General features: G+C 65.8%; 20 protein-coding genes. 12 read left to right on the forward strand and 8 right to left on the reverse strand.

Annotation, left to right across the window (positions count from 1 at the left end; all coding sequences use genetic code 11):
* Positions 1–10: 10 nt before the first annotated feature.
* The 6 genes from ACQP2U_RS06840 to ACQP2U_RS06865 form a co-directional block, all read right to left on the reverse strand.
* Positions 11–262, reverse strand: a complete 252-nt coding sequence (locus tag ACQP2U_RS06840) for a BON domain-containing protein (RefSeq protein ID WP_397035080.1) — start codon at positions 260–262, stop codon at positions 11–13.
* The gene (locus tag ACQP2U_RS06845) at positions 263–826 is read right to left on the reverse strand and encodes a nucleotidyltransferase family protein (protein WP_433713895.1); all 564 of its coding nucleotides are present in this window, start codon (positions 824–826) and stop codon (positions 263–265) included.
* A 141-nt stretch (positions 827–967) separates the two neighbouring features.
* Positions 968–1,939 carry an SDR family oxidoreductase gene (locus ACQP2U_RS06850; protein WP_433713896.1) on the reverse strand — a complete coding sequence of 324 codons (972 nt, stop codon included), beginning with the start codon at positions 1,937–1,939 and terminating at the stop codon, positions 968–970.
* Positions 1,940–1,948: 9 nt separating this feature from the next.
* Positions 1,949–3,709: a glycoside hydrolase family 15 protein gene (locus ACQP2U_RS06855; RefSeq protein ID WP_433713897.1), complete on the reverse strand. Its 1,761-nt coding sequence runs from the start codon at positions 3,707–3,709 to the stop codon at positions 1,949–1,951.
* A complete protein-coding gene (locus ACQP2U_RS06860) occupies positions 3,706–4,332 on the reverse strand; it encodes a UdgX family uracil-DNA binding protein (RefSeq protein WP_433713898.1) in 627 nt (208 codons plus the stop codon). Before ACQP2U_RS06860 ends, ACQP2U_RS06855 begins: the two co-directional genes overlap by 4 nt.
* A gap of 7 nt (positions 4,333–4,339) precedes the next feature.
* Positions 4,340–4,669 (reverse strand): plasmid stabilization protein, encoded by a 330-nt coding sequence (locus tag ACQP2U_RS06865; RefSeq protein ID WP_397035075.1) that lies wholly within the window; start codon positions 4,667–4,669, stop codon positions 4,340–4,342.
* A 101-nt stretch (positions 4,670–4,770) separates the two neighbouring features.
* Between ACQP2U_RS06865 and ACQP2U_RS06870 the strand changes: the two genes are divergently transcribed.
* Positions 4,771–6,027 carry a serine hydrolase domain-containing protein gene (locus tag ACQP2U_RS06870; RefSeq protein WP_433713899.1) on the forward strand — a complete coding sequence of 419 codons (1,257 nt, stop codon included), beginning with the start codon at positions 4,771–4,773 and terminating at the stop codon, positions 6,025–6,027.
* 1 nt (position 6,028) lies between these two features.
* On the opposite strand, the gene ACQP2U_RS06875 is transcribed toward ACQP2U_RS06870, so the two are convergent.
* On the reverse strand, positions 6,029–8,878 hold the full coding sequence (locus tag ACQP2U_RS06875; RefSeq protein WP_433713900.1) for an FAD-binding and (Fe-S)-binding domain-containing protein: 2,850 nt from the start codon (positions 8,876–8,878) through the stop codon (positions 6,029–6,031).
* Positions 8,879–9,004: 126 nt separating this feature from the next.
* Between ACQP2U_RS06875 and ACQP2U_RS06880 the strand changes: the two genes are divergently transcribed.
* Genes ACQP2U_RS06880 through ACQP2U_RS06920 form a run of 9 tightly spaced genes read left to right on the forward strand, consistent with a single transcriptional unit; the run spans position 9,005 to position 15,532 of the window.
* Positions 9,005–10,804, forward strand: coding sequence for a thiamine pyrophosphate-requiring protein (locus tag ACQP2U_RS06880; RefSeq protein WP_433713901.1), 1,800 nt, complete (start codon positions 9,005–9,007; stop codon positions 10,802–10,804).
* Complete coding sequence (locus ACQP2U_RS06885; RefSeq protein WP_433713902.1) at positions 10,801–11,367, forward strand: hemerythrin domain-containing protein; 567 nt, start codon at positions 10,801–10,803, stop codon at positions 11,365–11,367. The genes ACQP2U_RS06880 and ACQP2U_RS06885 overlap by 4 nt, the downstream gene beginning before the upstream one ends.
* A complete protein-coding gene (locus ACQP2U_RS06890; protein WP_433713903.1) occupies positions 11,364–11,828 on the forward strand; it encodes a Na+/H+ antiporter subunit E in 465 nt (154 codons plus the stop codon). Before ACQP2U_RS06885 ends, ACQP2U_RS06890 begins: the two co-directional genes overlap by 4 nt.
* 5 nt (positions 11,829–11,833) lie before the next feature.
* A complete protein-coding gene (locus ACQP2U_RS06895; protein WP_433713904.1) occupies positions 11,834–12,097 on the forward strand; it encodes a monovalent cation/H+ antiporter complex subunit F in 264 nt (87 codons plus the stop codon).
* Positions 12,090–12,386, forward strand: a complete 297-nt coding sequence (locus ACQP2U_RS06900) for a monovalent cation/H(+) antiporter subunit G (protein ID WP_433713905.1) — start codon at positions 12,090–12,092, stop codon at positions 12,384–12,386. Before ACQP2U_RS06895 ends, ACQP2U_RS06900 begins: the two co-directional genes overlap by 8 nt.
* Positions 12,383–12,625, forward strand: coding sequence for a hydrogenase subunit MbhD domain-containing protein (locus tag ACQP2U_RS06905; RefSeq protein WP_433713906.1), 243 nt, complete (start codon positions 12,383–12,385; stop codon positions 12,623–12,625). The genes ACQP2U_RS06900 and ACQP2U_RS06905 overlap by 4 nt, the downstream gene beginning before the upstream one ends.
* The gene (locus tag ACQP2U_RS06910) at positions 12,622–13,362 is read left to right on the forward strand and encodes an MnhB domain-containing protein (protein WP_433713907.1); all 741 of its coding nucleotides are present in this window, start codon (positions 12,622–12,624) and stop codon (positions 13,360–13,362) included. Before ACQP2U_RS06905 ends, ACQP2U_RS06910 begins: the two co-directional genes overlap by 4 nt.
* Positions 13,359–13,706 carry a sodium:proton antiporter gene (locus tag ACQP2U_RS06915; RefSeq protein WP_433713908.1) on the forward strand — a complete coding sequence of 116 codons (348 nt, stop codon included), beginning with the start codon at positions 13,359–13,361 and terminating at the stop codon, positions 13,704–13,706. Before ACQP2U_RS06910 ends, ACQP2U_RS06915 begins: the two co-directional genes overlap by 4 nt.
* Complete coding sequence (locus ACQP2U_RS06920; protein ID WP_433716386.1) at positions 13,706–15,532, forward strand: complex I subunit 5 family protein; 1,827 nt, start codon at positions 13,706–13,708, stop codon at positions 15,530–15,532. The genes ACQP2U_RS06915 and ACQP2U_RS06920 overlap by 1 nt, the downstream gene beginning before the upstream one ends.
* 38 nt (positions 15,533–15,570) lie before the next feature.
* Here the strand turns inward: ACQP2U_RS06920 and ACQP2U_RS06925 are convergent, their stop codons facing one another.
* Positions 15,571–20,139: an HAD-IC family P-type ATPase gene (locus tag ACQP2U_RS06925; protein WP_433713909.1), complete on the reverse strand. Its 4,569-nt coding sequence runs from the start codon at positions 20,137–20,139 to the stop codon at positions 15,571–15,573.
* A gap of 269 nt (positions 20,140–20,408) precedes the next feature.
* On the opposite strand from ACQP2U_RS06925, the gene ACQP2U_RS06930 reads away from it, so the two are divergent.
* Both ACQP2U_RS06930 and ACQP2U_RS06935 read left to right on the forward strand, forming a co-directional pair.
* Entirely contained in the window at positions 20,409–22,256 is a 1,848-nt protein-coding gene (locus ACQP2U_RS06930; protein WP_433713910.1) for a hypothetical protein, read from the forward strand.
* A gap of 486 nt (positions 22,257–22,742) precedes the next feature.
* Positions 22,743–24,290, forward strand: coding sequence for an AMP-binding protein (locus ACQP2U_RS06935; RefSeq protein ID WP_433713911.1), 1,548 nt, complete (start codon positions 22,743–22,745; stop codon positions 24,288–24,290).
* Positions 24,291–24,336 lie beyond the last annotated feature (46 nt).

Raw genomic sequence — 24,336 nt, forward strand, 5'->3', positions numbered from 1 at the left:
CCTTTCGGTCTCAGTCCGCCAGGGCCTCGGCGGCTCCCGGCGCGCATGGCGGCGTGACGTGCACGTCGTTGTGGATGCGGGCGCGCGGAAGCTGTTCGCGCACCACGTTTTCCATCTGCATCTTGCGTTCGATACTGCTCACCTCGCCGCCGAGTACGACGACGTCGCCGCGGATCGTCACCTGCACACCGAGTTCGGCGGTGCGCGGATCCTCGGCCAGCGCTCGGCGCAGATGCGCGACCAGATATTGCGGTCGTTCCATTCACACCACCCGCTTCGGCTCGATTATTCCGAGATCGTCCAGCAGTCCGAGGAAGGCCCGGGCATACGGCGAAATATCGGTTTCCTTGCGCACCCGATCCCAGTCCACCTGTTCGCGTAGATCGCGCGCGATCGTCAGCAGCGGGCTCAGGTCCAGCCGGTGCGCGTCGAAGACCAATAATTTGTCGATCATCAGGTCGCTCGCGCTGATCACCGGCGCCATCGTCGGGCCGATGCGCATCACATCGGCGCGATCGAGCAATTCGTCGGTGACGGGGCGATTGTTCGGCCGGTAGATCAGGTCGATGAGGACGCCGCCGTCATAGACCTTCGTCAGCCAGTCCTCCGGCGGATCGGCGATTCGCAAACCGCCACGAGCCAGCGCGCTGCGGGCCTCTGCCAGGTCGGCGGGTTTGATGAAGATGTCGACATCGTGCTCGGAGGCGGGCCCGCCGCGCGCGTAGACCGCGCAACCACCCGCGATCGCGAAGCGGATATCGGCATCCATCAGCTGGTTGACCGCGCGGGTGAGTGCGTGGAGCAGTTGGTCGATCGTCGGGACCATATGTGCGCCATACCCGCGCTTCGGCCGGCTAATCGCCGCCGCGGCGAGGCCGTCAGGGTTTGTGGGCTATACCGCCGATCATCAGGAGTTCGATATCGCGCGCCGGTGCGCCGAATCACCCGGAATATCGTCCTGGAGCGCCTAATGCCTACGTAACCCGCTGGCCAATGACTCGAGTCCCCGGCTCAACCAGGCCTGGGTACTGCGCCGATGCGCACGATTATCGAATTCGCCATGCGCACCGAAGTCGTGTCCGCCGGACCGGTCGACCGGTTCCCAGAGGTTGGCGGGGCGTGTGTCGGCGTCGGTATCGGTCTGTTGTGACTCGTAGCCGGTGCGGGCGAGATAGCGGTCGAGCAGGCTGGGTGCGAGCCGCTGTGCGAGCAGCGTTCCCGTCGTGCTCGCGCCGACCCAATACTCCTTGCGCTCAGGGTGTTTCGCGGCAAAGGCGATCGAGCGCGCAATGATCTCGGGTTGGTAGATCGGCGGCACCGGCTGTGGCCGCTTCGGCAAGCGCGACAGCACCCAGGAGAATTGGGGCGTATTCACCGCGGGCGCCTGCACCAGCGTGATGTGCACATTGCTGCCCTCGTGCATCAGCTCGACCCGCACCGATTCGGTGAACCCGTTGATCGCGTGCTTGGCGGCGCAATACGCCGACTGCAGTGGAATCGAGCGGGCGCCGAGCGCCGAGCCGACCTGTACGACAGCGCCGCGATCACGTGCCCGCATCCGGGATATGGCGGCCATGGTGCCGTGCACGGTGCCGAGATAGGTGACCTCCGTGACTCGCCGGAACTCCGCGGCCGCAATCTGCTCGAAGGGGGCGAATACCGAGGTAAAAGCCGAATTCACCCAGACATCGATGGGCCCGAGCACCTCCTCGGTTTGCGTCGCCGCGGCCTCGACCGCCGCGTAATCCGCGACATCGAGCGCGATCGTCAGCGGCTCACCACCCGCGGCGCGCACATCATCGGCCGCGGCGGCGAGTCCGGCATCGCCGCGGGCGAGCAGCGCGACTTTACAACCGCTCGAAGCGAATTCGCGTGCGGCCGCGCGACCGATGCCCGCACTCGCCCCGGTGATCACCACTACGCGGGGTTCGAAACTCATCACAACTCCTTACTCATGGTCGTCGCCGAATCGGGTGAGCTGAACCGAGGATTCGAAAAGCATCGCGTGCACGAAGGCCTGCGGCATATTGCCGCGCAGCTGACGCTGTCGGACATCGAATTCCTCGGCGAACAATCCGGGCGTACCGCACGCCGCGCGATTGCGTTCGAAGTAGCGTGCCGCCGAAACATGATGTCCCAGTTGGGCGGCCGCGATCGCCATGACGAATCCGCAGAACAGGAAGGCGCCTTCGTTCGTCTCCAGCGGCTGCTCGTCGTGGCGATAGCGATATACGTAGTAATCCGTGCACAATTCGCGCTCTACGGTGCGATAGGTGGTGAGGCTGCGCGGATCGTCCAGAGGTACGCCGCCACGGATGGCAGGCAATAGCAGGGCCGCGTCGACACCCGCCGCATCCGGGGCCTGCTGCCAGGCGCCGCTGGGATGCACACTGGTGCGGGCGGTTTCGGCCATGATTGTATCGGCCAGCGCCGTACAGAACACCGGGTCGGCACCGGTCTCGGCAGTGGCGGCGACCGCGCGCAGACCGCTGACGCAGGTCAGCCGGGAATGCGTCCAGTGCCGGTCCTCGATCTCCCAGATACCCGCATCGGGTCGACGCCAGAGTTCGGCAATCGCGGCGACCGCCACCGAAATCGCCTTGCGGTTGTCCTCGGTGAGCCGGTCGTGCCGTGCGCCCGCGGCGAACAACAGTAATGCCTCGCCGAATACATCGAGTTGGGATTGGTCACGCACCCGGTTGCCGAGCACGGCACGACCGCCCGGATACCCGGGTAGGTCCAGCTCGCTCGGCTCCGGAATCGGTTGGCCGGTCACCGTGCACGCGGGCAGTATCGCGGGCCCATCGGCGAGTAATCGTCCTCCGACGAACTGTAAGGCATTGTCCAACAACGGATGTGGGCCGTCGGTCGCCACCGACTGACCGGCGAAGCATTGGTCGCGGATCCACACATAGCGGTAGTCGTAGTTCTCGCCGAGGTCCGCGCGTTCGGGCAGGCCGGTGGTGGCCGCGGCGACCATGCCATTGGTGGAACTGGTCATACCGCGCATGACCGCATAGGCCTGTGCGGTATCGCGGGACGCGGCGCACGGGCCGAGCTTCGGCACCTCGCGCTGCCAAGCGGATTCGGTCTGTGCCCATGCGGTGTGCGGATCCGGCGGCTTGTCGGGCAGTGCGATATCGGACAATTCGAGGACGAGATCATGAATCTCGCCTTGTCGCAGTGTTATCCGATCGGCCAAGCCCCGGTCATCGCGGACCGACGCCGACGCCCCACCGGTCCAACGCAATGCCAGGTCACCGACGCGCGCGAGCCACACCCCGTCGTCGGTGCGGCGCAGGTCATGTGCCTTCGCCTTGCCGAACCGCCCGGCGGGCCGCAGCACCACATCGACCTCGGCATCGCCGTGCACCGCAACGATCCGGCGCAGCACAACCACCCGATGCGGATCACCGGGAAAGGCCAGCGCCTCCTGGCATTCGATCACCGAGGAGCCGACCAGCCAGTGCGAATTCCAGATCAGCGTGCCCGTCTGGTAATACCCGCCCCACACGTACCGCCCGGACGGTGTCACCGAATACGCGCTGTCCCCGCCGACCAGCGCGGCGAAGACCGCGTCGCTGTGCCAGCGCGGGGCACACATCCATGCGAAGTCTCCGTGTGGACCGACCAGCACACCGCGCTCGCCGTCCGCGAGGAATGCGTATTCGCGCAGTACATGCGGCCGGGTGATATTTTCGGCCGTCACATCGGTCGTATACCACCGCAGACCGTTCGCAATCTTTTCAAGTCTGCGAGGAATCCGGCATAGGCCTCCTCGCGATCGGGTGCCCGCAGCACCGCCGACGGATGCACAGTCGCCAACACCGCGTAATCCGGCATCGATATGAGCTCCCCGCGTCGCTCGGAAACCTTGAACGAGGGACCGAGCACGGCCTTAGCGGCAATCGCGCCGAGACAGACCACCAGTTGTGGCTCGATGACCCGCAATTCGGCCTCGAGCCAGGCCGAGCAGGCGACGATTTCGGTGCGTCCGGGTTGTTTGTGGATGCGGCGCTTACCGCGCTCCTCGAATTTGAAGTGCTTCACCGCGTTGGTCACGTAGATGCGGTCGCGGTCGATCCCGACCTCGGCGATCGCCCGGTCGAGCAGCCGCCCAGCGGGGCCGACGAACGGGTGACCTCGCACGTCCTCCTGGTCGCCGGGCTGTTCACCGATCATGACCACGTCGGCGTTTTCCGGGCCTTCGCCGAAAACCGTCTGGGTGGCGTGCCGGTAGAGATCGCAGCCGTGGCAGCCGCACGAGGCCTGCCGCAACTCGGCTAGGCTCGCGTGCGGCGGCACGAACTCCGCGGCGCCCGGCACGGCCATATCCGCCTCAGTCCTTGCCCAAGGCCCGCGCGAGTTGACCCTTGTTCATCTTCGAGCGGCCCTCGATATTGCGGTTTTTGGCTTCGTTGTACAGCTGATCGCGGGTCGGGCCCTTGGGACCACTGCGCCCCGAGCGCTGCCCACCGCGTTGCTGTGGCGACTTGTCCTTCACCGAGGAACGGCTTGCGGTCTTCGACTGCCCGGATTGGGCGCGGTTTTTGTTGACCGTCCGCGCGGCGATCTCCTTCGCCCGCTTCTCGCTCTCGCCGCGGTCTTCCGCCGAGTCCTTGATGTGCTCGTACTGCCGTTCCTGTTTATTGCTCCATTCCTTTGGCATGTCACACCTCCTGCCCGCCGAGTACCCCGGTTCACCGCGCGAAACCAGGTTCGCAGCGTGGGCTCGATCGCGGGCGAGACCAGCGTCGATATGCTGGCCGAATGAAGGTGGTTCCTGGCGCGTTGGTGACCGTCGCCGATGATCTGGACGCGGTGACGACGGTCGGGCACGAGGACGATCCGGCCGATGCCGGATTGACGAACGCGGACGTCGCGGCACTGTGGGCGTCGGTCCAGGCGTGGTACCGGCTGGGGACAACGCCCGCTATTCAGACCTGTCTGCGGCGCAATGGGAAGATTGTGCTGAACCGGGCGATCGGACACGGCTGGGGGAATGCGCCGAAAGACGGTCCGGATGCGGAGCGGGTGCTCGCGACGCCGGAGACGCTGTTCTGCGGGTTCTCCACGGCCAAGGGTGTATCGGCGACGTTGATGTTCATGCTGATCGAACAGGGTGTGTTCGCACTGAATGATCCAGTGTGCAAATACATTCCGGAGTTCGCCGCGCACGGCAAGGACGCGATCACCATTGGCGATGTGCTGTCGCATTCGGCGGGTGTGCCGTTTATTACGCCGCCGTACAAGGGCGTCGAGCTGGTGCTCGACGAGGAGCTGGCCGTGCAAGGTTTGGCCGATCTGGTGCCGAGTTGGCGGCCGGGTCGGTTCCGGGTCTATCACGCATTGACCGGTGGTTTGATCCAACGGCTGCTGGTGCGGCGGGCCACCGGCAAGCCGATGCGCGAACATCTCGCCGAACAGATACTCGAACCATTGGGCTTCCGCTGGAACAACTTCGGGGTCCGTCCAGAGGATGTCGACAAGGTCGTGCCCAGCGTGAAGACCGGCCCGCCGCCGTCACGAATGTCGATACTTCTGGCGCGCAAGGCACTGGGCGGCAGGATGGACGGTGCGACCGCCAAGTCCGCGAATCGGGATTTCCTGACCGCCGAACTGCCGTCGGGCAATATCGTCACCACAGCCTACGAGCTGTCCCGCTTCTACGAAATCCTCGCCCGCGGTGGGGAACTCGACGGTGTGCGGATCATCGAGCCCGAAACCCTTCGCGATGCCATCCGCCCCGCGCCCCGCATACCTGGCCTGGCCGGACGCGTAAGCCGCGCTGGTTTCGAACTGGGCGCTCGTCGCTCGAAGTTCGGGAGAAATACCCAGTCGCACTTCGGCCGCAGTGGCCTGACTACCCAATACGGCTGGGCCGACCCCACCCGCGGACTCGCCGGTGCGATCCTGACCAGCGGCAAGGCCACCACCGACACCCAGCGCCCTTGGGCCCTGGTCGCCCAGATCTCCAACACCATCGGCCAGCTCCCGCGCGCCGATCGGCTGTTCGACACCGACTGAGTCACTCGCTGCGCAGCGCCGCGGCGAGCACTTGTGCCGCGTGCTGCGGTCGGGCTTGCGGTTGCAGGTGTTCGATTTGGGTGCGGCAGCTGAAACCGTCTGCCAGGACAAGGGTTTCGGGGCCGCGGTTGCGGATGGTCGGCATCAGTTTGTCTTCCGCGCAGGCTACCGAGACGTCGTAGTGGCCGCGTTCGAAGCCGAAGTTGCCGGCCAGGCCGCAGCATCCGGCATCGAGTACCTCGACGTCGAGTCCGGTTGCGGTCAAAAGCCTTTGGTCGGCGTCATAGTGCAGGATCGCGTGCTGGTGGCAGTGAGGTTGGACCATGGCGTGGGCGTCGATGCGCGGAGGTTCCCAATCGTCGGCCTGTTCGGTGAGGATTTCGCCGAGGGTGCGGACCTGATTCGCTAGGCGGTGGGCGTCTTCGTCACCGGGGAGTAGTTCGGTGAGATCGGAGCGGAAGACGGCGGCGCAGCTGGGTTCGAGTACGACGATAGGGGTGCTCGAGCGCAATTGGGGTTCGAGCTGACGCAGGGTCCGGCGCAGTACGCGTTTCGCGGTGGGGAGTTGGCCGGTGGAAATCCAAGTCAGCCCGCAACACACTGTGCGCCTTGGTATTTCGATCTCGAATCCGGCGGCCTCCAGCACGGTCACCGCGGCTTCGGCTATTTCGGGAGCGAAGTTGTTGGTGAAGGTATCGGGCCACAGCAGCACTCGGCCACGGTGGCCGCGCTCGTCGGGTGCGCGGCGGGCGAACTTCTCGGTGAAGCGCTCGCGCGCGAAGCGCGGTAGTTCCCGGCGCGGGTCGACGCCGCCGAGGCGCTTGAGTAGTCCACCCGGCCCGCGGCTCTGCGCCAGCGCATTGGCCGGTGCGGACACGGCCGTGGCGATGCGGGCCCACAGCGGGATCCAGCCCATCGAGTAGTGCGCCATCGGCCGGACGCGGTGTTCGTAGTGGTGGGAGAGGAATTCGGCCTTGTAGGTGGCCATATCGACATCGACCGGACAGTCGCTGCGACAGCCTTTGCAGGCCAGGCACAGATCGAGGGCATCGCGGACCTCGGTCGAGCGCCAGCCATCGGTGATGACCTCGCCCTGCAGCATTTCGAACAGCAGTCGCGCGCGGCCACGGGTGGAGTGCTCCTCCTCCCTGGTCGCCCGGTAGCTCGGGCACATTACGCCGCCCTCGTGACCGCGGCACTTGCCGACGCCGACACAGCGCGCGGCGGCAAGGCTGAAGCGATGGTCATCCTCCGGGAAGGTGAAGTGGGTCACCGGATTCCACGGCCGATAGTCGGCGCCTTGGCGTAGGTCCTGATCCAGTGGTCGCGGGTGTACGACCTTGCCGGGATTCATCCGGTTGCGCGGATCGAAGAGATGTTTGACCGCGCCGAACGCCTCGACGACCCGATCGCCGAACATGATCGGCAACAGTTCGCCGCGCGACTGCCCGTCGCCGTGTTCACCGGACAGCGATCCGCCATACCGCGTCACCAATCGGGCGCTCTGCTCGGCGAAGCTGCGGTACTTCGAAATGCCGTCCGCGCTACGGAGATCGAACGGTATGCGGGTGTGCACGCAGCCGTGGCCGAAGTGGCCGTACAGCGAGGACGACTGGTAATCGAAATCGGCGAGCAGACTTTCGAAGTCGCGCAGATATTCGCCGAGCCGGTCGGGCGGGACCGCGGCGTCCTCCCAACCCTCATGGGTTTCCGGACTGTCGGGCGGATAGGCGGTGGCGCCCAGGCCCGCTTCCCTGGCCATCCAGATCTCGGCCTCGCGCGCGGGGTCATCGATCATCGTCGAGGTCGCACCGGTTTTCACGGTCAATTCCTCGACCATCGCCTGCGCGCGCCGGTCGGCTTCGTCCTGGTCGGCCCCCTCGAATTGCGCCATCAGCCAACCCTTTCCGTCCGGCAGCTGGGCGATGGCGCCGGCGGCCATATGTTCGATGTGCTCGAGTTGGACCAGCCGGTGGTCCACGCCTTCCAGCGCTATGGGCTCGTGCTGCAAGACGATCGGCACCGCATCGGCGGCATCGTAGATATCGGGGTAACCCAGCACGGTCAGTGCCACCGCTTTCGGTCGTTGCACGAGTTGGATTTCGGCACGCAGCACCGTCACCAGCGTGGATTCGCTGCCGACGAGAAGTTTCGCGAGATCGAAGCTGTGCTCCGGGAGTAGGGAATCGAGGTTGTAGCCCGACACGCGGCGCGGAATATCGGGATAGTGCGCGCGGATATCCGCCGCGTATTCGTCGCGGATCCGCCGCAGGCCGTCCAGCAGTTCGGGAAACTCATCCTGGGAATCCGCGCCGACCCAACCCCGTAACCCGTCGTAGGTCAGGATTTCCAGCCGCCGCACCGAATCGACCATCTTCCCGTACGCCTGCGCCGTAGAGCCGCAGGAGTTGTTGCCGATCATGCCGCCGATCGTGCAGCTGACGTGCGTCGCGGGTTTCGGGCCGACCATCAGGTCATACCGCGCCAACTGCGCATTCAGCGGGTCCAGTGCGATGCCGGGTTCCACTATCGCGGTGCGGGCCGCCGTGTCGACCGAGATCAGCCGATCGCAGTACTTGCTCCAATCCAGCACGACCGCCGCATTGCAGCATTGACCGGCCAGGCTGGTGCCGCCGCCGCGCGAGAGCACGGGCATATCGTGCTCGCGGCACACCGCGATCGCCGCGGCCGCATCGTCGGGTGTGTGCGGTAGCACCACGCCGAGCGGTACCGCGCGATAGTTCGAGGCATCGGTGGAGTACGTGGCTCTCGATCCGGGATCGAAACGTACTTCCCCGGAGACCTGCTCGGTGAGTTCGGCCGCGAGTCGCGTCAGCGGGAGATCAGTCATTTGCCCCATCCCTCCTATCTCGGCACAGTGCGGCTACCCACTTCGGTGCGCGGCACACCCCTGATTGCCTGCCTATTCGCTGGGTATCACCGGTCTGACCAACCCGGACACCAACAGGAGATCCTCATGAAGCAGCAGGTTGGTGACTACGTCCTGCAACGACTACGGGAGTGGGGCGTTAACCAAGTCTTCGGATACCCCGGCGACGGCATCAACGGTCTGGTCGCCGCTTTCGGTCGCGCGGATAACAAGCCGCAATTCGTGCAGGCCAGACACGAGGAAATGGCGGCGTTCCAAGCCACCGGCTACGCCAAGTTCAGTGGGAAGGTCGGCGTCTGCACGGCCACCTCGGGACCCGGCGCGATCCATCTGCTCAATGGCCTCTACGACGCCAAACTCGACCATGTCCCGGTCGTCGCGATCGTCGGTCAGACCGCGCGCAGCGCCATGGGCGGCAGCTATCAGCAGGAAGTCGACCTGCAGAGCCTGTTCAAGGATGTCGCCAGTGATTATCTGGTCGAGGTCAATGTCTCGAGCCAGTTGCCCAACGCGCTGGACCGGGCGTTTCGCACGGCGATGACCCGGCATTCGCCCACCGCCGTGATCATTCCCGCCGATCTACAGGAAGAACCCTACGAACCGCCCGAACACGAGTTCAAGCAGGTGCCCTCCAGCCCACCGCATACGTTGACCGCGACGGTGGTCGCACCGTACCCCGAGATCGAACGCGCGGCCGAGATCATCGACGCCGGATCGAAGGTCGCGGTGCTCGTCGGTCAGGGCGCGCGCTCGGCCGCGCGCGAGGTGGTCGAACTCGCCGAACTCACCGGTGCGGGTGTGGCGAAGGCATTGCTCGGCAAGGATGTGCTGCCCGACGATCTGCCCTTCGTCACCGGGTCGATCGGGTTGCTCGGTACCAGGCCGAGCTATGAAATGATGCGCGACTGCGACACACTGATCACCGTTGGGTCGAATTTCCCCTACACCCAGTTCATGCCGGAGTTCGGTCAGGCGCGCGCCGTGCAGATCGATATCGACGGCACCATGATCGGCATGCGCTATCCGACCGAGGTGAATCTGGTCGGTGATGCGAAAGCCACACTGGCCGAACTCATTCCGCTGCTGCGCCGCAAGGAGGACCGTTCCTGGCGGGAGAAGATCGAGCGGGATGTGGCGCGCTGGTGGGAGACGGTCGAGCGGCAGGCGATGCTGCAGGCCAAGCCGGTCAACCCGATGCGCGTGGTTTGGGAACTGTCACAACAGCTTCCGGATAATGCGATCGTCACCGCGGACTCCGGCTCGTCCACCAACTGGTACGCCCGCTGCCTGCGCTTCGGTATCGGTACGCGCGGCTCGCTGTCGGGCACCCTGGCGACCATGGGACCCGGCGTGCCCTATGCCATCGGCGCCAAATTCGCGCATCCGGATCGCCCGGCCATCGCATTGGTCGGTGACGGCGCCATGCAGATGAACGGAATGGCCGAACTGCTCACCATCGCACGCTATTACCGGCAGTGGAGTGACCCCCGGCTGGTCATCTGTGTCTTCCACAATAACGATCTGAACCAGGTCACCTGGGAGCTGCGCGCCATGGGCGGCGCTCCGAAATTCGAAGAGTCGCAGATACTTCCGGAAACCTCCTACGCGGATCTGGCGCGCTGCATGGGTCTGCCGTCGATCGCGATCGACGATCCGGACAACCTCGCCGACGCGTGGCGGCAGGCGCTGAGCGCGGATCGGCCGGTGCTGCTCGATGTACGCTGCGATCCTGAAGTACCACCGATCCCACCGCATGCGACCTATGAGCAGATGAAGGACACCGCCGAGGCGGTGATGCGCGGCGATCCGGATGGCTGGCATCTGATGTGGCAGGGCGCCAAGGCCAAGTTGCAGGAATTCGTGCCGCGTCGGAGTTCGTCATCATGACTCTGCCAGCGACCGAGGATGTCGTCGATCTGCTGATGGCACAGCATCGGCAGATCGAAGGCCTGCTCGCGCAATTGAAGTCCGGACAGGGCGATAAGTCGGAGCTGTTCAAAGAACTGGTCCGGTTGCTCGCGGTGCACGAGAGCGCCGAAGAAGAGGCTGTGCATCCCGTCGCCGCACGTGCCCGTTTCGGGGCAGACCAGATGGTCGGGCAGCGCCGAGATGAGGAGAACCACGCCAAGTGCGCGCTGGCCAATCTGTACGACCTCGGTGTCGACCATCCGGATTTCGATGCCGAGCTGGCCGCATTCGCCGACGCGGTGATCGACCATGCCAGCCGCGAAGAGAACGAGGAATTCGCCCTTTTGCGCCAGCAATTTTCGGTGCATCAGTTGGAGCGGATGGCGGGTTCGGTGCGGGCCGCCGAAGCGGTCGCGCCGACGCGCCCGCATCCGAAGACCGGAGAATCCCCGCTGGCGAATCTGCTGGCCGGTCCGCCACTGGCGATATTCGACCGGATGCGTGACGCGGTGCGGGACTGGCGTCGAGAAGACGACACATGAGCGGGCGCATCGCAGCGGTGGCGGAAGTTCTCGGCTGGTGGGCGGTGCTGGTGTCGCTGTGGTTGGCGACGCTGACCACGTTCAGTCTTCAAGAGCTGCTCGCGGCGGCCGTGCTCGCATTACCTGCTGCCTGGGCGGGACGTGTGGGACGTATTGCGGTGCGGGGTAATTGGCGGATGCCCGACAAGGTCGCGCAGTCGTTGGCCACGCTGCCCGGCGCGATCGTGCGCGATAGCTGGGCCGCCCTGTCGATAGCCGCGCGTGGTAGGCCGGTCGGGCGGTTCGAGCAGGACGTACTGGACGCGGAGACCGATGCGCGGCGGCGGGCGGGGCGGGCGGCATTGATCACCGGTGTGCTCTCGGCGACGCCGGGCTCGGTGGTCATCGATGTCGACGATGAGCTGCTGCTGCATGTATTCGCGACACCAGCGATCCGACTGCGGCGGATGTTCGGGGGCTGATCGACATGTCCACCGTGCCCTGGCTGGTCGCATCGGGCGTGCTGCTGGTCGGTGGGATCGGGCCTGCGCTGCTGCTGTCCAGTCGGGGCACGGCGGCGCATCGGCTCGTGGGGCTGCAATTGGTCAGCTCGCTGTTGATTTTCGTCTTGATATCGCTGAGTCTGGGACTCGGCAGACCGGACTATCTGATCGTGCCGTTGGTGGCGGTCCTGCTGTCCTTCGCGGGCATACTCGTTTTCACGCGCCTGTTGGGAGTGCGCGATGACTAGGTTCTTCCTCGACGCACTGCTGGCGATCGGCACGCTGGTCGCGGTGGCCGCCTCGGTGGCGGCACTCCGACCGCGTTCGGTCTATGCGCGACTGCACTATTCATCGATTATCAGCTCGGTCGCCGGACCCTTCATCGCGCTCGCGGTGCTGATCGCGGAGGGGCCCGGGCTGACCACGGCGATCGTCGTGGTCACCCTGCTACTGCTGGCACTCACCGCACCTGTACTCGGTGCCGCCATCGGCAGGCTCAATGCCCGCACCGACGGCAGGATCGAGGCACCACAATGAGCGCCCTGATTGTGATCACGCTCGGACTGGTCGCGGTGGCGGGCACGGTGGTCGTATTCACCGACCAGCCGCAGCGGCAGGCGGTATCGCTGGCGGTATTCGGTGCGCTGTTGACACCGGCATTTCTCGTGCTCGGCGCGCCGGATGTGGCGTTGTCGCAGGTTGCGGTGGGTACGGCGGTGGTGCCGCTGATGGTGTTGCTCGCTGTGCGTGCCGTGGAGCGGAGGCGACGGTCGTGAAGTACGGTGCGCGACTGGTGATCTTCCTCGTCGGCGCAGGCGGGCTTGTCGTATTGCTCGGACTCGCGCTTTTGCGGATGCCCGGGTTCGGCGGTACCGACCATCCGTACCGGGACGCCGCGGTCCGAGCGTCGCTGGAGCAGCACAGTCCGAATGCGGTTTCCTCGGTCAATTTCGATCAGCGTGGCCTGGATACCTTCGGCGAGGAGGCCATTCTGGTGGCCGCGGTGCTCGGGGCCGCGACTCTCTTGCGTCCGGCAGGGCGGCGGCCGCAACGAAAGTCCGACGATGTCGGTCGCATTATGCAGGCGACACGATTCCTGGGCTATGCCTTGCTGCCGGTGACGCTGATGATCGGTGCGGATGTGGTTGTGCACGGACACCTCACGCCGGGCGGTGGCTTCCAAGGCGGCGTGGTGTTGGCCACCGGCCTGCACCTGCTGTACGTGGCTGGCGATTATCGCGCGTTGCGGCGGGTGCGTCCGCTGGTCTGGTACGAGTTCGGCGAGGCGGTGGGCATGGGCACGGTGGTCGCCCTCGGTCTGGCCGGAATTCTCAGTGGCGCTGGGTATCTGGCGAATATTCTGCCGCTCGGGCAATTCGGCCGCCTGCTGTCGGCCGGTACGCTGCCGCTGTTCAGCATGGCGGTCGGACTCGCGGTCGGCAGTGGTGTCGTCGTACTGCTCGCGCAGTTCCTCGACGAGTATCTGACTACGGAGAGGCGGGCGTCGCGATGACCGTATTTCCCTACGTAATCGCCGGTTGGCTCTTGCTGATCGGCAGCTACGGCGTGGTACGCAGCAGACATCTGGTGCACACCGTGGTGTGCGTATCCATCGGACAATCGGGAACCTATGTCCTGCTATTGGCCATCGGCTACCAAAAGGGCGCATCCGCACCGATTTTCGGGTCCGTGAATCCACCGGGTGCCGCGGTGGTCGACCCGGTGGTGCAGGCGATGGCGCTGACCGACATCGTCGTCTCCGCGACGGTGACCGCATTGCTGCTGGCGCTGGTCGTGCAGATCGCGAAGCGCCACGGCACCGTCGAACCCGACGAACTGCACGCGCTGCGTGGGTGATGGTGCCCCTCGATCAGGCACTGCCGGCACTCCTGATCGCGCTGCCGGTTGCCGGTTCGTGTGTACTGCTCGCTCTCGGGCGCATCTTGCCGAGGTTGCTGATCGATGTGATCGGCACCGGGACCGCGCTCGCCGAGACGGTCCTGGCCGGATTGCTGCTCTATGAGACCGGTGCGGGCACGGTGGTGTCCTGGTCCGGTGGTTGGGAGCCGCGACCGGGACTGACCGTCGGTATCGTGTTGGTCGCCGATCGGCTCGGTGCCGCGATGGCTTTGCTGATCGCATTGCTCACCGCGACCGCGTTGCTGTTCGGCTGGCGGTACTTCGACAATCTGCATGCGCACTATCCGGCGCTGGTGCTGCTCTTTGCCACCGGGATGACCGGATTCGCGCTGACCGGTGATCTTTTCGACATGTTCGTCTTCTTCGAACTGATGGGTGTGGCGGCCTATGCGTTGACCGGACTCAAGATCGAGGAACCCGAATCCGTCCAGGCCGGATTGAACTTCGGGGTGGTCAATTCACTCGGCGCGTATCTCTGCCTGTTCGGAATCGGCCTACTGTATGCGCGGACCGGGCAGCTGGGACTGGCACAGTTGGGAATTGCGGTCGAAGGGCGCACAGGTGACGCTCTTGTTTTGGCGGCATTCGTGCTGATCACCACCGGATGGCTGGTCAAGGCGGCGGCGGTGCCGTTCCATTTCTGGTTGGCGGATGCGCATGCTGTCGCACCGTCGCCGGTCTGTGTGCTGTTCTCGGGTGTGATGGCACCGTTGGGTGTTTATGGGCTGGCACGGGTGTATTGGACGGTGTTCGATACTGTGCTTCCCGCTCCAGGGGTGCGTCGAATGCTGTTGGTGCTCGGCGTTTTTACCGCTGTGCTCGGTGCGGTGATGTGTGTGCTGCAACGGCATATCAAACGGCTGCTCGCGTACTCGACGATCGCGCATATCGGATTGTTCATTCTCGGTCTAGCCGCGCTGTCACCGCTCGGTGTTGCGGCATCGGCGCTGTATCTCGCGGGGCACGCTGCGGTCAAGGGTGCGTTGTTCCTGCTGACCGGCGTGTTGCTGTCGCGGTATCGCAGTGTGGACGAGTTCAGTTTGCACGGGCGGGCGCGAGGTCAGCGAACTATCGGTGTGCTGTTTGTGCTTTCGGCGTTGGTGTTGGCCGGGCTGCCGCCATTCGGTTCGGGGCTCGGTAAGGCGTTACTCGAGGAATCCGGTGCGTCGATTTTCCTGGTCGCGCTGGTAATCCTTGTGTCGGCCTTGACCGGAGGGGCGGCGTTGCGTGCGGGGCTACGGGTGTGTTTCGGTGTGGGCGAGGTGCCCGAGCACAAGTTGGATCCCGAGGAGACGACCGGGGAATACGAGGTGCCCGATGTCGCGGCGCCGCGCGACAGGACGCCGATCACGATGACGGGTGCGGTGTTGGCCTTGTTGCTCGTCGCGCTGTTACTCGGTCTGCCCACCGATTTCACCAGAGCCATCGGGCCCGCGGCCGCGACTTTCGTCGATCCCGAGGCTTACCGGGCGGCGGCGCTGCTCGGCAATACGACCGGCCACTCCGGTGCAGCTCCCCATATCGAATGGACCGGAGCAGGCTTGGCGCTGAGTCTGTTGTCCACCGTCTTGGCGGTGCTCACGGCACTTGCCGCACTACACCTCGGCACGTTGCGTGCTCGCGGAAAGCCGCCGCTACGCCCGGTTATCGTGACCGTGACCGCATTACATCGGCTGCACAGCGGGCATGTAGGTGATTATGCCGCCTGGCTGGTCTTCGGTGCGGCAGTGGTCGCCGGACTGGTTGCCACCGGATGGGTGTAGTGGTCGCCAGTGGCTCTGGCGTGAAAGATAACGGGTGGTCACCCTTCTCGATCGCCGGGCAGTAGACGCGGAAGAACCGTTGAGCCCGCAGTTGCTGCGGCCGCGGAGGTTGTGGCGATGGTCCAGCCGACGGGACCTAGTGGCGTGCAACCGAAATAGGCAGACAGCCCTGGCACCATGACCACCGCGCCGAGAACCAACCCACTGGCGGCGGTCGTGACCCAGACCAGGGGACTGCGGCCGCCGGAGAGGAGTGTCTGGCCGAGCTGGGTACCGATTAGCGCCACTAGTCCGATGGTGGCCGCGCGGCGCTCGGTTCCGGTGTACCGGCCGACCGTCCACGCGGTGCAGGCGCCCGCCGCGGTGGCTATGCCGCGCACCGCGATCGTGCGGGCGAGATCAGGACCCAAACTAGCAGGCGGGATTTCGGCCAATTGCCGCGCCCGCTGCTCGGCACCGTGCTCCGCATCGCGCGGATCGGGACTGTCGCGATCGCGTGAAAGGGCAAGGGCCAGTGCGGGAAACATATCGGTGAGCATGTTCACCAGCAGGAATTGCCTGGTGCCCAGCGGTGCCCGCCCACCGACCACCGTGCCGTAGATGGTGAACGCGATCTCCCCGGCATTGCCGCCGACCAGCACGCCCACCGCGTCGGTAATGCGCTGCCACATACCGCGTCCCTCCACCACCGCGTGCAGAAGTGCGAGCGGATTCGGATCGGTGAGCACCAGATCCGCGGCATTGCGGGCGGCCGCGGAGCCTCGTGCGGCCAAACCGATTCCGATGTCGGCGCTGCGAATGGCCGCGGCGTCATTGCTGCCGTCGCCGGTCATGCCGACCACATGTCCATTGCGGCGCAGCGCGGCCACGATGCGCACCTTCTGCTCCGGACCGACCCTGGCGAAGACGGTGCTGCGTTCGATGAGTTCGGCCTGCTCGGTATCGTCGAGCCGATCCAGATCGGCACCGGTGGTGACGGTATCCACGGCAATGCCGAGTTGGTCGGCCACCGCCGCCGCCGTGACCGGATGGTCGCCGGTGATCATGCGCACGCTGATTCCGTTGTCCTGCAAGGCGGTGACCAGCGGCAGCGTCTGTGGGCGCGGGGTGTCGGCGATGCCGAGGAAGCCGAGCAGCGTTAGTTTCTCGACGGCACCTTCGACATCTTCTGGCTCGTCGGACAGGTCGCGGCGGGCGACGACGAGCACGCGCAGACCTTGTTCGGCGAGGTCGTCGATGACTTCCCGCGCCTGCTTGCGCACGTCGTCCGAGAATGGTTCCGCGGTAGGAGCTTTGGTGCAGCGGGGAAGTACCACCTCCGGTGCGCCCTTGACGATCAGGTGCAGCCGGCGCGTCGTCTGGCCGAGCACCGCGGCATAGCCGCGATTGGATTCGAACGGGATCTCCTCGATCGGATCCCACCCGTGCGCATCGCCGCCGAGGCTTTCGGCGGCATCCAGGACCGCGCGGTCGGTGGCGTGCAGCACCGGTCCATCGTCGGGATCCGGGCAGGCGCGGGCGGCGGCGCGCAGCAGTCGGCGCGCATCGTCGGAGTCTTCATCGGGTGACCACTGGTTGTCCAAGTCGGCCAGCATTGTGAGCCGCAGCCGTCCTTCGGTCAGGGTGCCGGTTTTGTCGAAGCACAGGGTGTCGACGCGACCGAGCGCCTCGACCGTTCGGCTGGCGCGGACCAGCACGCCGTAGCGCGACAGTCGACGCGCGGCCGCCAACTGCGCCACGGTGGCGACCAGGGGCAATCCTTCCGGCACCGCGGCCACCGCGACCGCTACGCCGTCGGCGATCGCATTGCGCAGCATTTGCCCGCGCAGTCCACCCAGCGCGGTGACCAGCGCCCCACCCGAAAGGGTCAGTGGCAACGCGCGATTAGTGAGCTGGCGCAGCTGGGCCTGCACGCCGCCCTTATCCGGCGGCACCGCACCCGCGGTCGCGCGTCCGGCCTGAGTGTCGGAGCCCACGGCAACTACGACGGCCAGTCCCCGTCCGTTCACGACGGTGCTTCCCGCGAAGATCATGCAGGCGCGTTCGCCGAGATCCGCGCTGGGTGTGGCGGCGAGATCCTTAGTGACCGTCACCGATTCACCGGTCAGACCGGATTCGTCCATTTCCAGTTCGTCCACGCGCAGCAGTCGCGCATCCGCGGGCACGACATCGCCCGCGCGGACGGCCAAGATGTCGCCGATGGCGAGAGCGTCTGCCGGCACGGATTCTTCGGCCTGATCGGACTCTTCGATCGCCGCGCGGTCGATCAGCCGGCCGGTGAGTTGTTCGCCTTCGAGCAGGTCTTGCAATTCGCTCTCGGCGCGCTGCCGCTGGGCGGCCGATATCACCGCATTCACCGTGAGCACCGAGGCGAGAAGGATGGCATCGGACGGCGCGCCGAGTATGGCGGTGGCGACGGCGCCGACGCTGAGGATCGGTGTAAGCGGATCATCCAGCTCATGGCGCAGGTGGCGGCCGAAGGATGTCAGCGGTGCGAAGGTTTTCGTGATCAAGCCCTGTTCGGCTCGGGCCGGGATCGAGCGTTCGTCGAGTGCCGGAGGTTGCGGTAGGCGTGCTAGCACTTCACTGGGTTCCAGTGCGTGCCAAGGCAATAGGGGTGCGATGGTGGTGGGCGGTGCGGAGGTGGCAGCTCGAATGCCGTTGCGCGCACCGGACATCAGCGCAGTCAGCTGGGCGGCGACCATCGGTGTTGTCCGAGCCCTCCGGGTGGGGGTGACGGCGAGCAGCAGGCCGCCGAGCGCGCACGCCGACAGCGCCAGGGTACGCCCGCGCTCGCTGACCTGCCGCGCGGGCGCGACCGTCGCCAGTACGCGCTGTACCTGGTCGAGATCCCGGCAGATGGCATCGGCGGCCCACGGTGGTTCGCAGCGATCGGCCCTGAACAATCCGAGCGCCACATCGGCTCGGGCCAACGCTTTATGGGCGCAGGTGCTCACCACCGCCACCACCTGCCCGTCCTGATGCAGCCGCTCGACCAGCTTGCTCATCGACGTCGCCGCGGAAACGAATTCATCGGCGAGCGACCGCAATTCGTTCGCATCCTCATGCGCGACGAGCACCACCCGCAACCCGGCCCGCCGCGCCGCGGTCAACACATCGTGCGCACTCGGCTCGAGCTCCCGTCCGAGCAGCACCCGCCCCAGCGTGCGATCACCGTCGCGCAATTCGCGCCAGACCGGACGAATGGTGGCACCGCGATCACCAGCCCCGCTCTGCGGATGCACCAGTCGCAGCGCCGCATGCTCCGATGCGGTCTCCTCATCGGAATCCGAGGACCACAGCAATCGCTGGGCCGCGCTCCACACCTTCCCCGTCGACCACTCGTCATCGGTCGACTCGACATCGAGTACCAGTCGACGTGACGTCAATAGCGCTTCGCCGTCGACCACCAGCGTGGTGAGTCGGTCCAGACGTCGCCATGCACCTCGGTGCAATGTCAGTACCCCCTGGCGCGCGAGGACCATGTTCACGCTGGCGGCGTAGGCCTCGCGGCAGGCTCGGGCCGCCTTCGGTGCGCCGAGCCCGAGGACGTCGGCGGCATCGCCGAGGCGACCGAGGCCGGCCAAGGCGGCGGTGCCGAGGAGCGAGCCTGCTGCGGTTTCGTCGGCGACGCGCTCGATCGGGCCGCCCGCCAGGTCGGTGGGGCGCGTGTAGGGCGGTAGGGGTTCGGTTACGTCGGGGTTTTCGCGGCCCACCATTTCGGACTCCCAGTTGCGCCACTCCAAACGCTGGGCGATCGCCTCGCCGAGTAGGAAGGTGCGCTGGGCGGTGTCGGCCAGCAGACTCGAAACTCCATCGGCGGCGTCCTCGCCGAATGCGGTTCCGATGGCGGTGACGATGGTGAGGGCCATATCGGCGCGGGAGCGCCCGAACCGCGATTCCAGTACCCTGCGCAATCGCGGTTGGGTGTCGACGAAGGTGGCCGTCGCTCGGACCACGCGCGCCGGGCCACCGAAGGGTAGCCGCGCGCCGACCGTTGACACCGCAATGGCGAATACCTCGCTTGCTACCTGAATTCCCGCCGCCAGCAAGGGTTCCCGATCCTCGGGATATTCGATGCTGCGACTCCAGTCCACTTCGGCGACATTGTTGTCGGCCTCGATTCCCTCGATGGCCTCGAGCAGTTCCGGTAGTGCGGTCGCGCCGTCGCGCAGCGTGGCGACCACCCGACCGGTCACCGCATTGACCTGCGACCACCGCACACCGCGCAACTTGCCGAGCCGCTCGTCCAGCGTCCGCGCCAAGGCCGCGCCGCGCTCGGAGCTCAGGCCGCGCACCTCGATCGTCGCCTTGTTATCGTGTAGGGCCACCCGACGGTGCGCCCGTCGCTCATGCGGATCGACCAGATCCAGCAGATCCTCGCCTAGCGGGCTCTCCGGCGTGGAAGCCAATTCGTCGACTCCGGCGGTGGTCGTGTCGATGAGCGATGTCGCGGCATCCGTCACGGACTGCGCCGCATGCAAGGGTGCCTCGACGAGGTGTACGCCCAGTCCGACGGCGGTCGAAACCCCGGTGCGCACCGCACCGGTTATCGCCGCCGCCGGCGCCTCGATCCACCACGGTGCCGAACCATCACGCCTACCCATATTCGGCAACTACCCGGCATCACCCGATGCAAACGGGCACCGAAAGTGCTTGTTGGCTGGGAGTTTAGGCACTGCGCCTGGGCGCTCGCCGGCACCGGATTGGCCGGCTCGTCAGCGGGTATGCGACATACATGCCGACCTTCGCCAAATCGAAGGTCCAAACGATACGCGGGGCTGACCAGCACCGTCAACGAGGACGAGGCCCACAACGGAGTGGACCGGGCACGGCCAGCCGCGCGAAGATCGCGAACACCGGAAAGCGCCAGGTGATGAGGCAGGTAACGGCGTTATTTGCGCGCGGGTCCGAGGGCGGTGGAGCCGCACTCGACCAAGTTGCCGTGCTGACCGGCACGGCGCTCGCCATCGCGGGCGTGCTGGTCGTGGTCGGGTATCTGCACCGCACCCGTCGCATCACCTGGCTGCGAACCGCCGCCGATCGACTCGGACGGCTCAGTAACCGGCCGGGCTGGGTAGCGCTACCGCTCGCATTGTTTATCGCCACCATTCTCACCGCGCTATTCGGCTTCATCTGGGATGTGAGCCTGCACATCGGTAAGGGCCGCGACGAGGGTCCGCTGGCGAATCCGGCGCACTACTTCATCATGATCGGCCTGTTCTTCCTATTCATGGCCGGAATGCTGGCCATGATCCTGCCGCTGGACGAGAAACCGGGTCCGGCCGCGATTCGGATTACCGGCAACTGGTACGCCCCGGTCGGCGGGGTGCTGATGGCCGGCGCAGGACTGTATGCGCTCATCGGCTTCCCACTGGACGACATCTGGCACCGGCTATTCGGCCAGGACGTCACCCTGTGGGGTCCCACGCATCTGATGTTGATCGGGGGCGCCGGTTTGTCACTGGTCGCCGTGCTGCTGCTGGAATTCGAAGGCCGCTTGGACCGTCCCGATCAGGAGCGCACCGACGGACCACTGCTGTGGCTGATCCGCACCTTCGCCTTCGGCGGCCTGCTGATCGGCCTGTCGGTGTATCAGGTCGAATTCGATTTCGGCGTCGAACAATTCCGTCTCGTTTTCCAGCCGATGCTGATCGCGGCCGCGAGTACGATCGCGCTGATTTCGGCCCGCTACACGCTCGGCCGCGGCGGTGCATTGGCGGCGGTGGTGTTCGCGATCTGTGTCCGCACCGTTGTGGCGGTCTTGGTCGGTCCACTGCTCGCTGCGCCGCACAACGTATTTCCGCTGTATCTCGGTATCGCGTTGATCGTGGAACTGATGGCGCTGCTGCCTATGACCAGACCCGTCTGGTGGGGAGCGCTGACCGGACTGGTCGCGGCCACCCTCGGGCTCTGGCTCGAATCGCTCTGGGTGGCAGGGATGTTCGTTGACTCCTGGCCGACTGGAATGTGGCCGGAGCTATCGGCGATGGCGGTGCCGGTGGGTGTCGCTGGTGGTGCGGTCGGCGCGCTGCTCGGCATGGTCCTGCGGGGCGAAGAGCTCCCGCGTATCGCGATTCGCCGTGGCATCGTGATAGCCGCGGTGCTGATCACCGCGGCTGCCACCGCGAATGGCCTGCGCGTGGACGTTCCGGAAAACGCTTCCGCGACGGTTCAATTGCGTGACGCGGCAGCGGCATACGACGGCCGGATGGTCAACGCTGATATCACGCTGACGCCGAAGGATTTGGTGGGTGCTGATCCCGAGTGGGTGCAGATTCTGGCCTGGCAGGGTGGTATCGGGTCCTCGAGCCCTGGTCGCGGACTGGTGATCGATCAGTTGCGCCGGGTCGGCGAGGGGCACTATCTCAGCACGAAACCGGTGCCGGCGTACGGCGATTGGAAGACGATCCTGCGGGTGCACGACGGCCGAATGCTGACCGCACTACCGATCTACATGCCACACGACACCGGCATAGACGCCGCCGAAGTTCCGGCACTGGACCAGTTCACGCGCCCCTTCGCCCCCGAAATCACCGTGCTCCAACGTGAACGCTCATTCGATCGCCCCTCGTGGCTGATCGATGCGGCATCGCTGGTCGTACTCGTCTGCTCGCTGATTCTCATCTGGTCGCTGTCCTGGGGTGCTGCTCGGATCAACCTCGCCTATCGACGGGACATGCGCGCGGAATCGGCTATCGCCGTCGCGGCGGTACAGCGGTGACCTATCGGCGTGTGGTGCGTGGTGCGTGCCGAGGGGGCTATCGCGGTCGCGCTGGGATGGCGGTGACCTATCGGCGTGTGGTGCGTGGTGCGTGCCGAGGGGGCTATCGCGGTCGCGCCGGGACGGCGGTGACCATCCGCTGAACGTATCCGAACGAGCCCTGCGACTCGAGGGCTGCTGTCTCCTCTGGGCTGCAGCGGTCGGATTTCCGGTGCTGAGGTACCAGGATCGACCGGCGTGCGTCGGTCGGGCGGAGTCGCCGCGCGCGGACGCGACGGCCGAATGCCACATCCGTATGACTTCGAATGAGGCTCTGACAATCTGCGCATTCAGCATTCAATAACGAGAATCTCGTTCTACTCTGAAGTAGAGTCAGACTCTCGCCGTTGGGTCGGGCCCGGCGTAGGGCCTGACGATCCCGCACCTCCCGACGGTGCGGCAAAGCGAATCCGCCGGTTCCACGTCATGGGCAATTGGAGCTTCACTATGCGCACAGTCCCTCCCGATCTGGTCGAACGATACGAACGTGGGGGGTGGTGGACCCGCCATAGCATCGGGGAACTACTGGCCGGCGGACTCACCGCAGCACCGGATACCCGATTCGAGGTGTATTCGGAGATTCGGCCATGGTCGGGAACCTTCGGCGATGTCGAATCGGTCGCCCGGCGGTTGGCGGCCGGGCTGCGCGCCCGTGGGGTCGGCCCCGGCGATGTGGTGGCTTTCCAGCTGCCCAACTGGATGGAGGCGGCCGCCGCGTTCTGGGCGGCGGAGTTTCTCGGCGCGGTGGTGGTTCCCATCGTGCACATCTACGGTCGCAAGGAGGTCGGATACATCCTCGAGCAGGTGCGGCCGCGGGTGTTCATCACCGCCCAGCGGTTCGGCAAGCTCGACTACGACCCCACGGTAGCCGCGGACGTACCCATTGTCGGCGTGGTGGACGGAGATTATCCCGACACCGATTTCGGCACTCTGCTCGCCGACACTCCGCTCGTGGGGGTCGCGGCGGTGGACCCGGCAGGTCCGGCGTTGATCGCGTTCACCTCCGGCACCACCAGCGCGCCCAAGGGTGTCGTGCATAGCCACCACACCCTCGGCTGCGAAGCACGCCAGCTCGCAGCGCGTCGTCCGGACGACTTCTACCCGCAGGTGACCGCCGCTCCGGTCGGGCACTTCATCGGCATGCTCAATGCGTTTCTCGTTCCGGTTCTGGACGGCAAGCCGGTCGATCTTGTCGACGTGTGGAATCCCGATTTGATCCTCGACCTGATGACGACTCGTGGCATCAGCGTCACCGGCGGCGTCCCCTACTACCTGACCAGCCTGCTCGACCACGAGAAGTTCACCCCCGAGCACCTGCGGCTGCTGAAGTACGCCGGCCTGGGTGGTGCGCCCGTGCCGGCCGCCGTCGCCGAGCGGCTCTGCGCGCTCGATATCAAGGTCGCGCGCTCCTACGGCAGTACCGAGCACCCGTCTATCACCGCATCCGAGTACTTCGCCCCGGAGAGCAAGCGGCTGTACACCGATGGCGACCCTGAGCCAGGCGTGGAGATACGCCTCGCCGACGACGGTGAAATCCTCAGTCGCGGACCGGATCTGTGCCTGGGCTACACCGACGACGCACTCACTTCGGCGAAGTTCGACGCCGACGGCTGGTACCACACCGGCGATGTCGGCACGCTCGACGCCGACGGCTACCTCACCATTACCGACCGCACCACCGACCTGATCATTCGCGGTGGCGAGAACATCAGCGCCCTCGAGGTCGAGGACATCCTCATCACGATGCCCGGCGTCGCCGAGGCTGTCGCCGTGGCCGCCCCCGACGATCGCCTTGGCGAACATGTCGCCGCCGTGCTCCGACTGCGTTCCGGCACGGTCGCGCCGACTCTCGAGGATCTGCGCGCTCACTTCGCCGAGGCGGGACTGGCCAAACAGAAATGGCCGGAGCAGATCCTCATCGTCGCCGACTTTCCGCGCACCGCCAGCGGCAAGGTGCGCAAGTACCTCGTTCGCGAGCGCTTGCGGGAGCTGTGAATTCGCCGATTCAGCCCGTTTCCACAGTCACTCATCTCCTGGAGTT

This window comes from Nocardia sp. CA-084685, assembly GCF_050955785.1.
Taxonomy (GTDB): Bacteria; Actinomycetota; Actinomycetes; order Mycobacteriales; family Mycobacteriaceae; genus Nocardia.

Excerpts from the sequence above, each read along its gene's own strand:
- ACQP2U_RS06840 (WP_397035080.1), bottom strand. The coding sequence starts at position 262 with ATGGAACGACCGCAATATCTGGTCGCGCATCTGCGCCGAGCGCTGGCC.
- ACQP2U_RS06845 (WP_433713895.1), bottom strand. The coding sequence starts at position 826 with ATGGTCCCGACGATCGACCAACTGCTCCACGCACTCACCCGCGCGGTC.
- ACQP2U_RS06850 (WP_433713896.1), bottom strand. The coding sequence starts at position 1,939 with ATGAGTTTCGAACCCCGCGTAGTGGTGATCACCGGGGCGAGTGCGGGC.
- ACQP2U_RS06860 (WP_433713898.1), bottom strand. The coding sequence starts at position 4,332 with ATGGCCGTGCCGGGCGCCGCGGAGTTCGTGCCGCCGCACGCGAGCCTA.
- ACQP2U_RS06865 (WP_397035075.1), bottom strand. The coding sequence starts at position 4,669 with ATGCCAAAGGAATGGAGCAATAAACAGGAACGGCAGTACGAGCACATC.
- ACQP2U_RS06870 (WP_433713899.1), top strand. The coding sequence starts at position 4,771 with ATGAAGGTGGTTCCTGGCGCGTTGGTGACCGTCGCCGATGATCTGGAC.
- ACQP2U_RS06875 (WP_433713900.1), bottom strand. The coding sequence starts at position 8,878 with ATGACTGATCTCCCGCTGACGCGACTCGCGGCCGAACTCACCGAGCAG.
- ACQP2U_RS06880 (WP_433713901.1), top strand. The coding sequence starts at position 9,005 with ATGAAGCAGCAGGTTGGTGACTACGTCCTGCAACGACTACGGGAGTGG.
- ACQP2U_RS06885 (WP_433713902.1), top strand. The coding sequence starts at position 10,801 with ATGACTCTGCCAGCGACCGAGGATGTCGTCGATCTGCTGATGGCACAG.
- ACQP2U_RS06890 (WP_433713903.1), top strand. The coding sequence starts at position 11,364 with ATGAGCGGGCGCATCGCAGCGGTGGCGGAAGTTCTCGGCTGGTGGGCG.
- ACQP2U_RS06895 (WP_433713904.1), top strand. The coding sequence starts at position 11,834 with ATGTCCACCGTGCCCTGGCTGGTCGCATCGGGCGTGCTGCTGGTCGGT.
- ACQP2U_RS06900 (WP_433713905.1), top strand. The coding sequence starts at position 12,090 with ATGACTAGGTTCTTCCTCGACGCACTGCTGGCGATCGGCACGCTGGTC.
- ACQP2U_RS06905 (WP_433713906.1), top strand. The coding sequence starts at position 12,383 with ATGAGCGCCCTGATTGTGATCACGCTCGGACTGGTCGCGGTGGCGGGC.
- ACQP2U_RS06915 (WP_433713908.1), top strand. The coding sequence starts at position 13,359 with ATGACCGTATTTCCCTACGTAATCGCCGGTTGGCTCTTGCTGATCGGC.
- ACQP2U_RS06920 (WP_433716386.1), top strand. The coding sequence starts at position 13,706 with ATGGTGCCCCTCGATCAGGCACTGCCGGCACTCCTGATCGCGCTGCCG.
- ACQP2U_RS06925 (WP_433713909.1), bottom strand. The coding sequence starts at position 20,139 with ATGGGTAGGCGTGATGGTTCGGCACCGTGGTGGATCGAGGCGCCGGCG.
- ACQP2U_RS06930 (WP_433713910.1), top strand. The coding sequence starts at position 20,409 with ATGAGGCAGGTAACGGCGTTATTTGCGCGCGGGTCCGAGGGCGGTGGA.
- ACQP2U_RS06935 (WP_433713911.1), top strand. The coding sequence starts at position 22,743 with ATGCGCACAGTCCCTCCCGATCTGGTCGAACGATACGAACGTGGGGGG.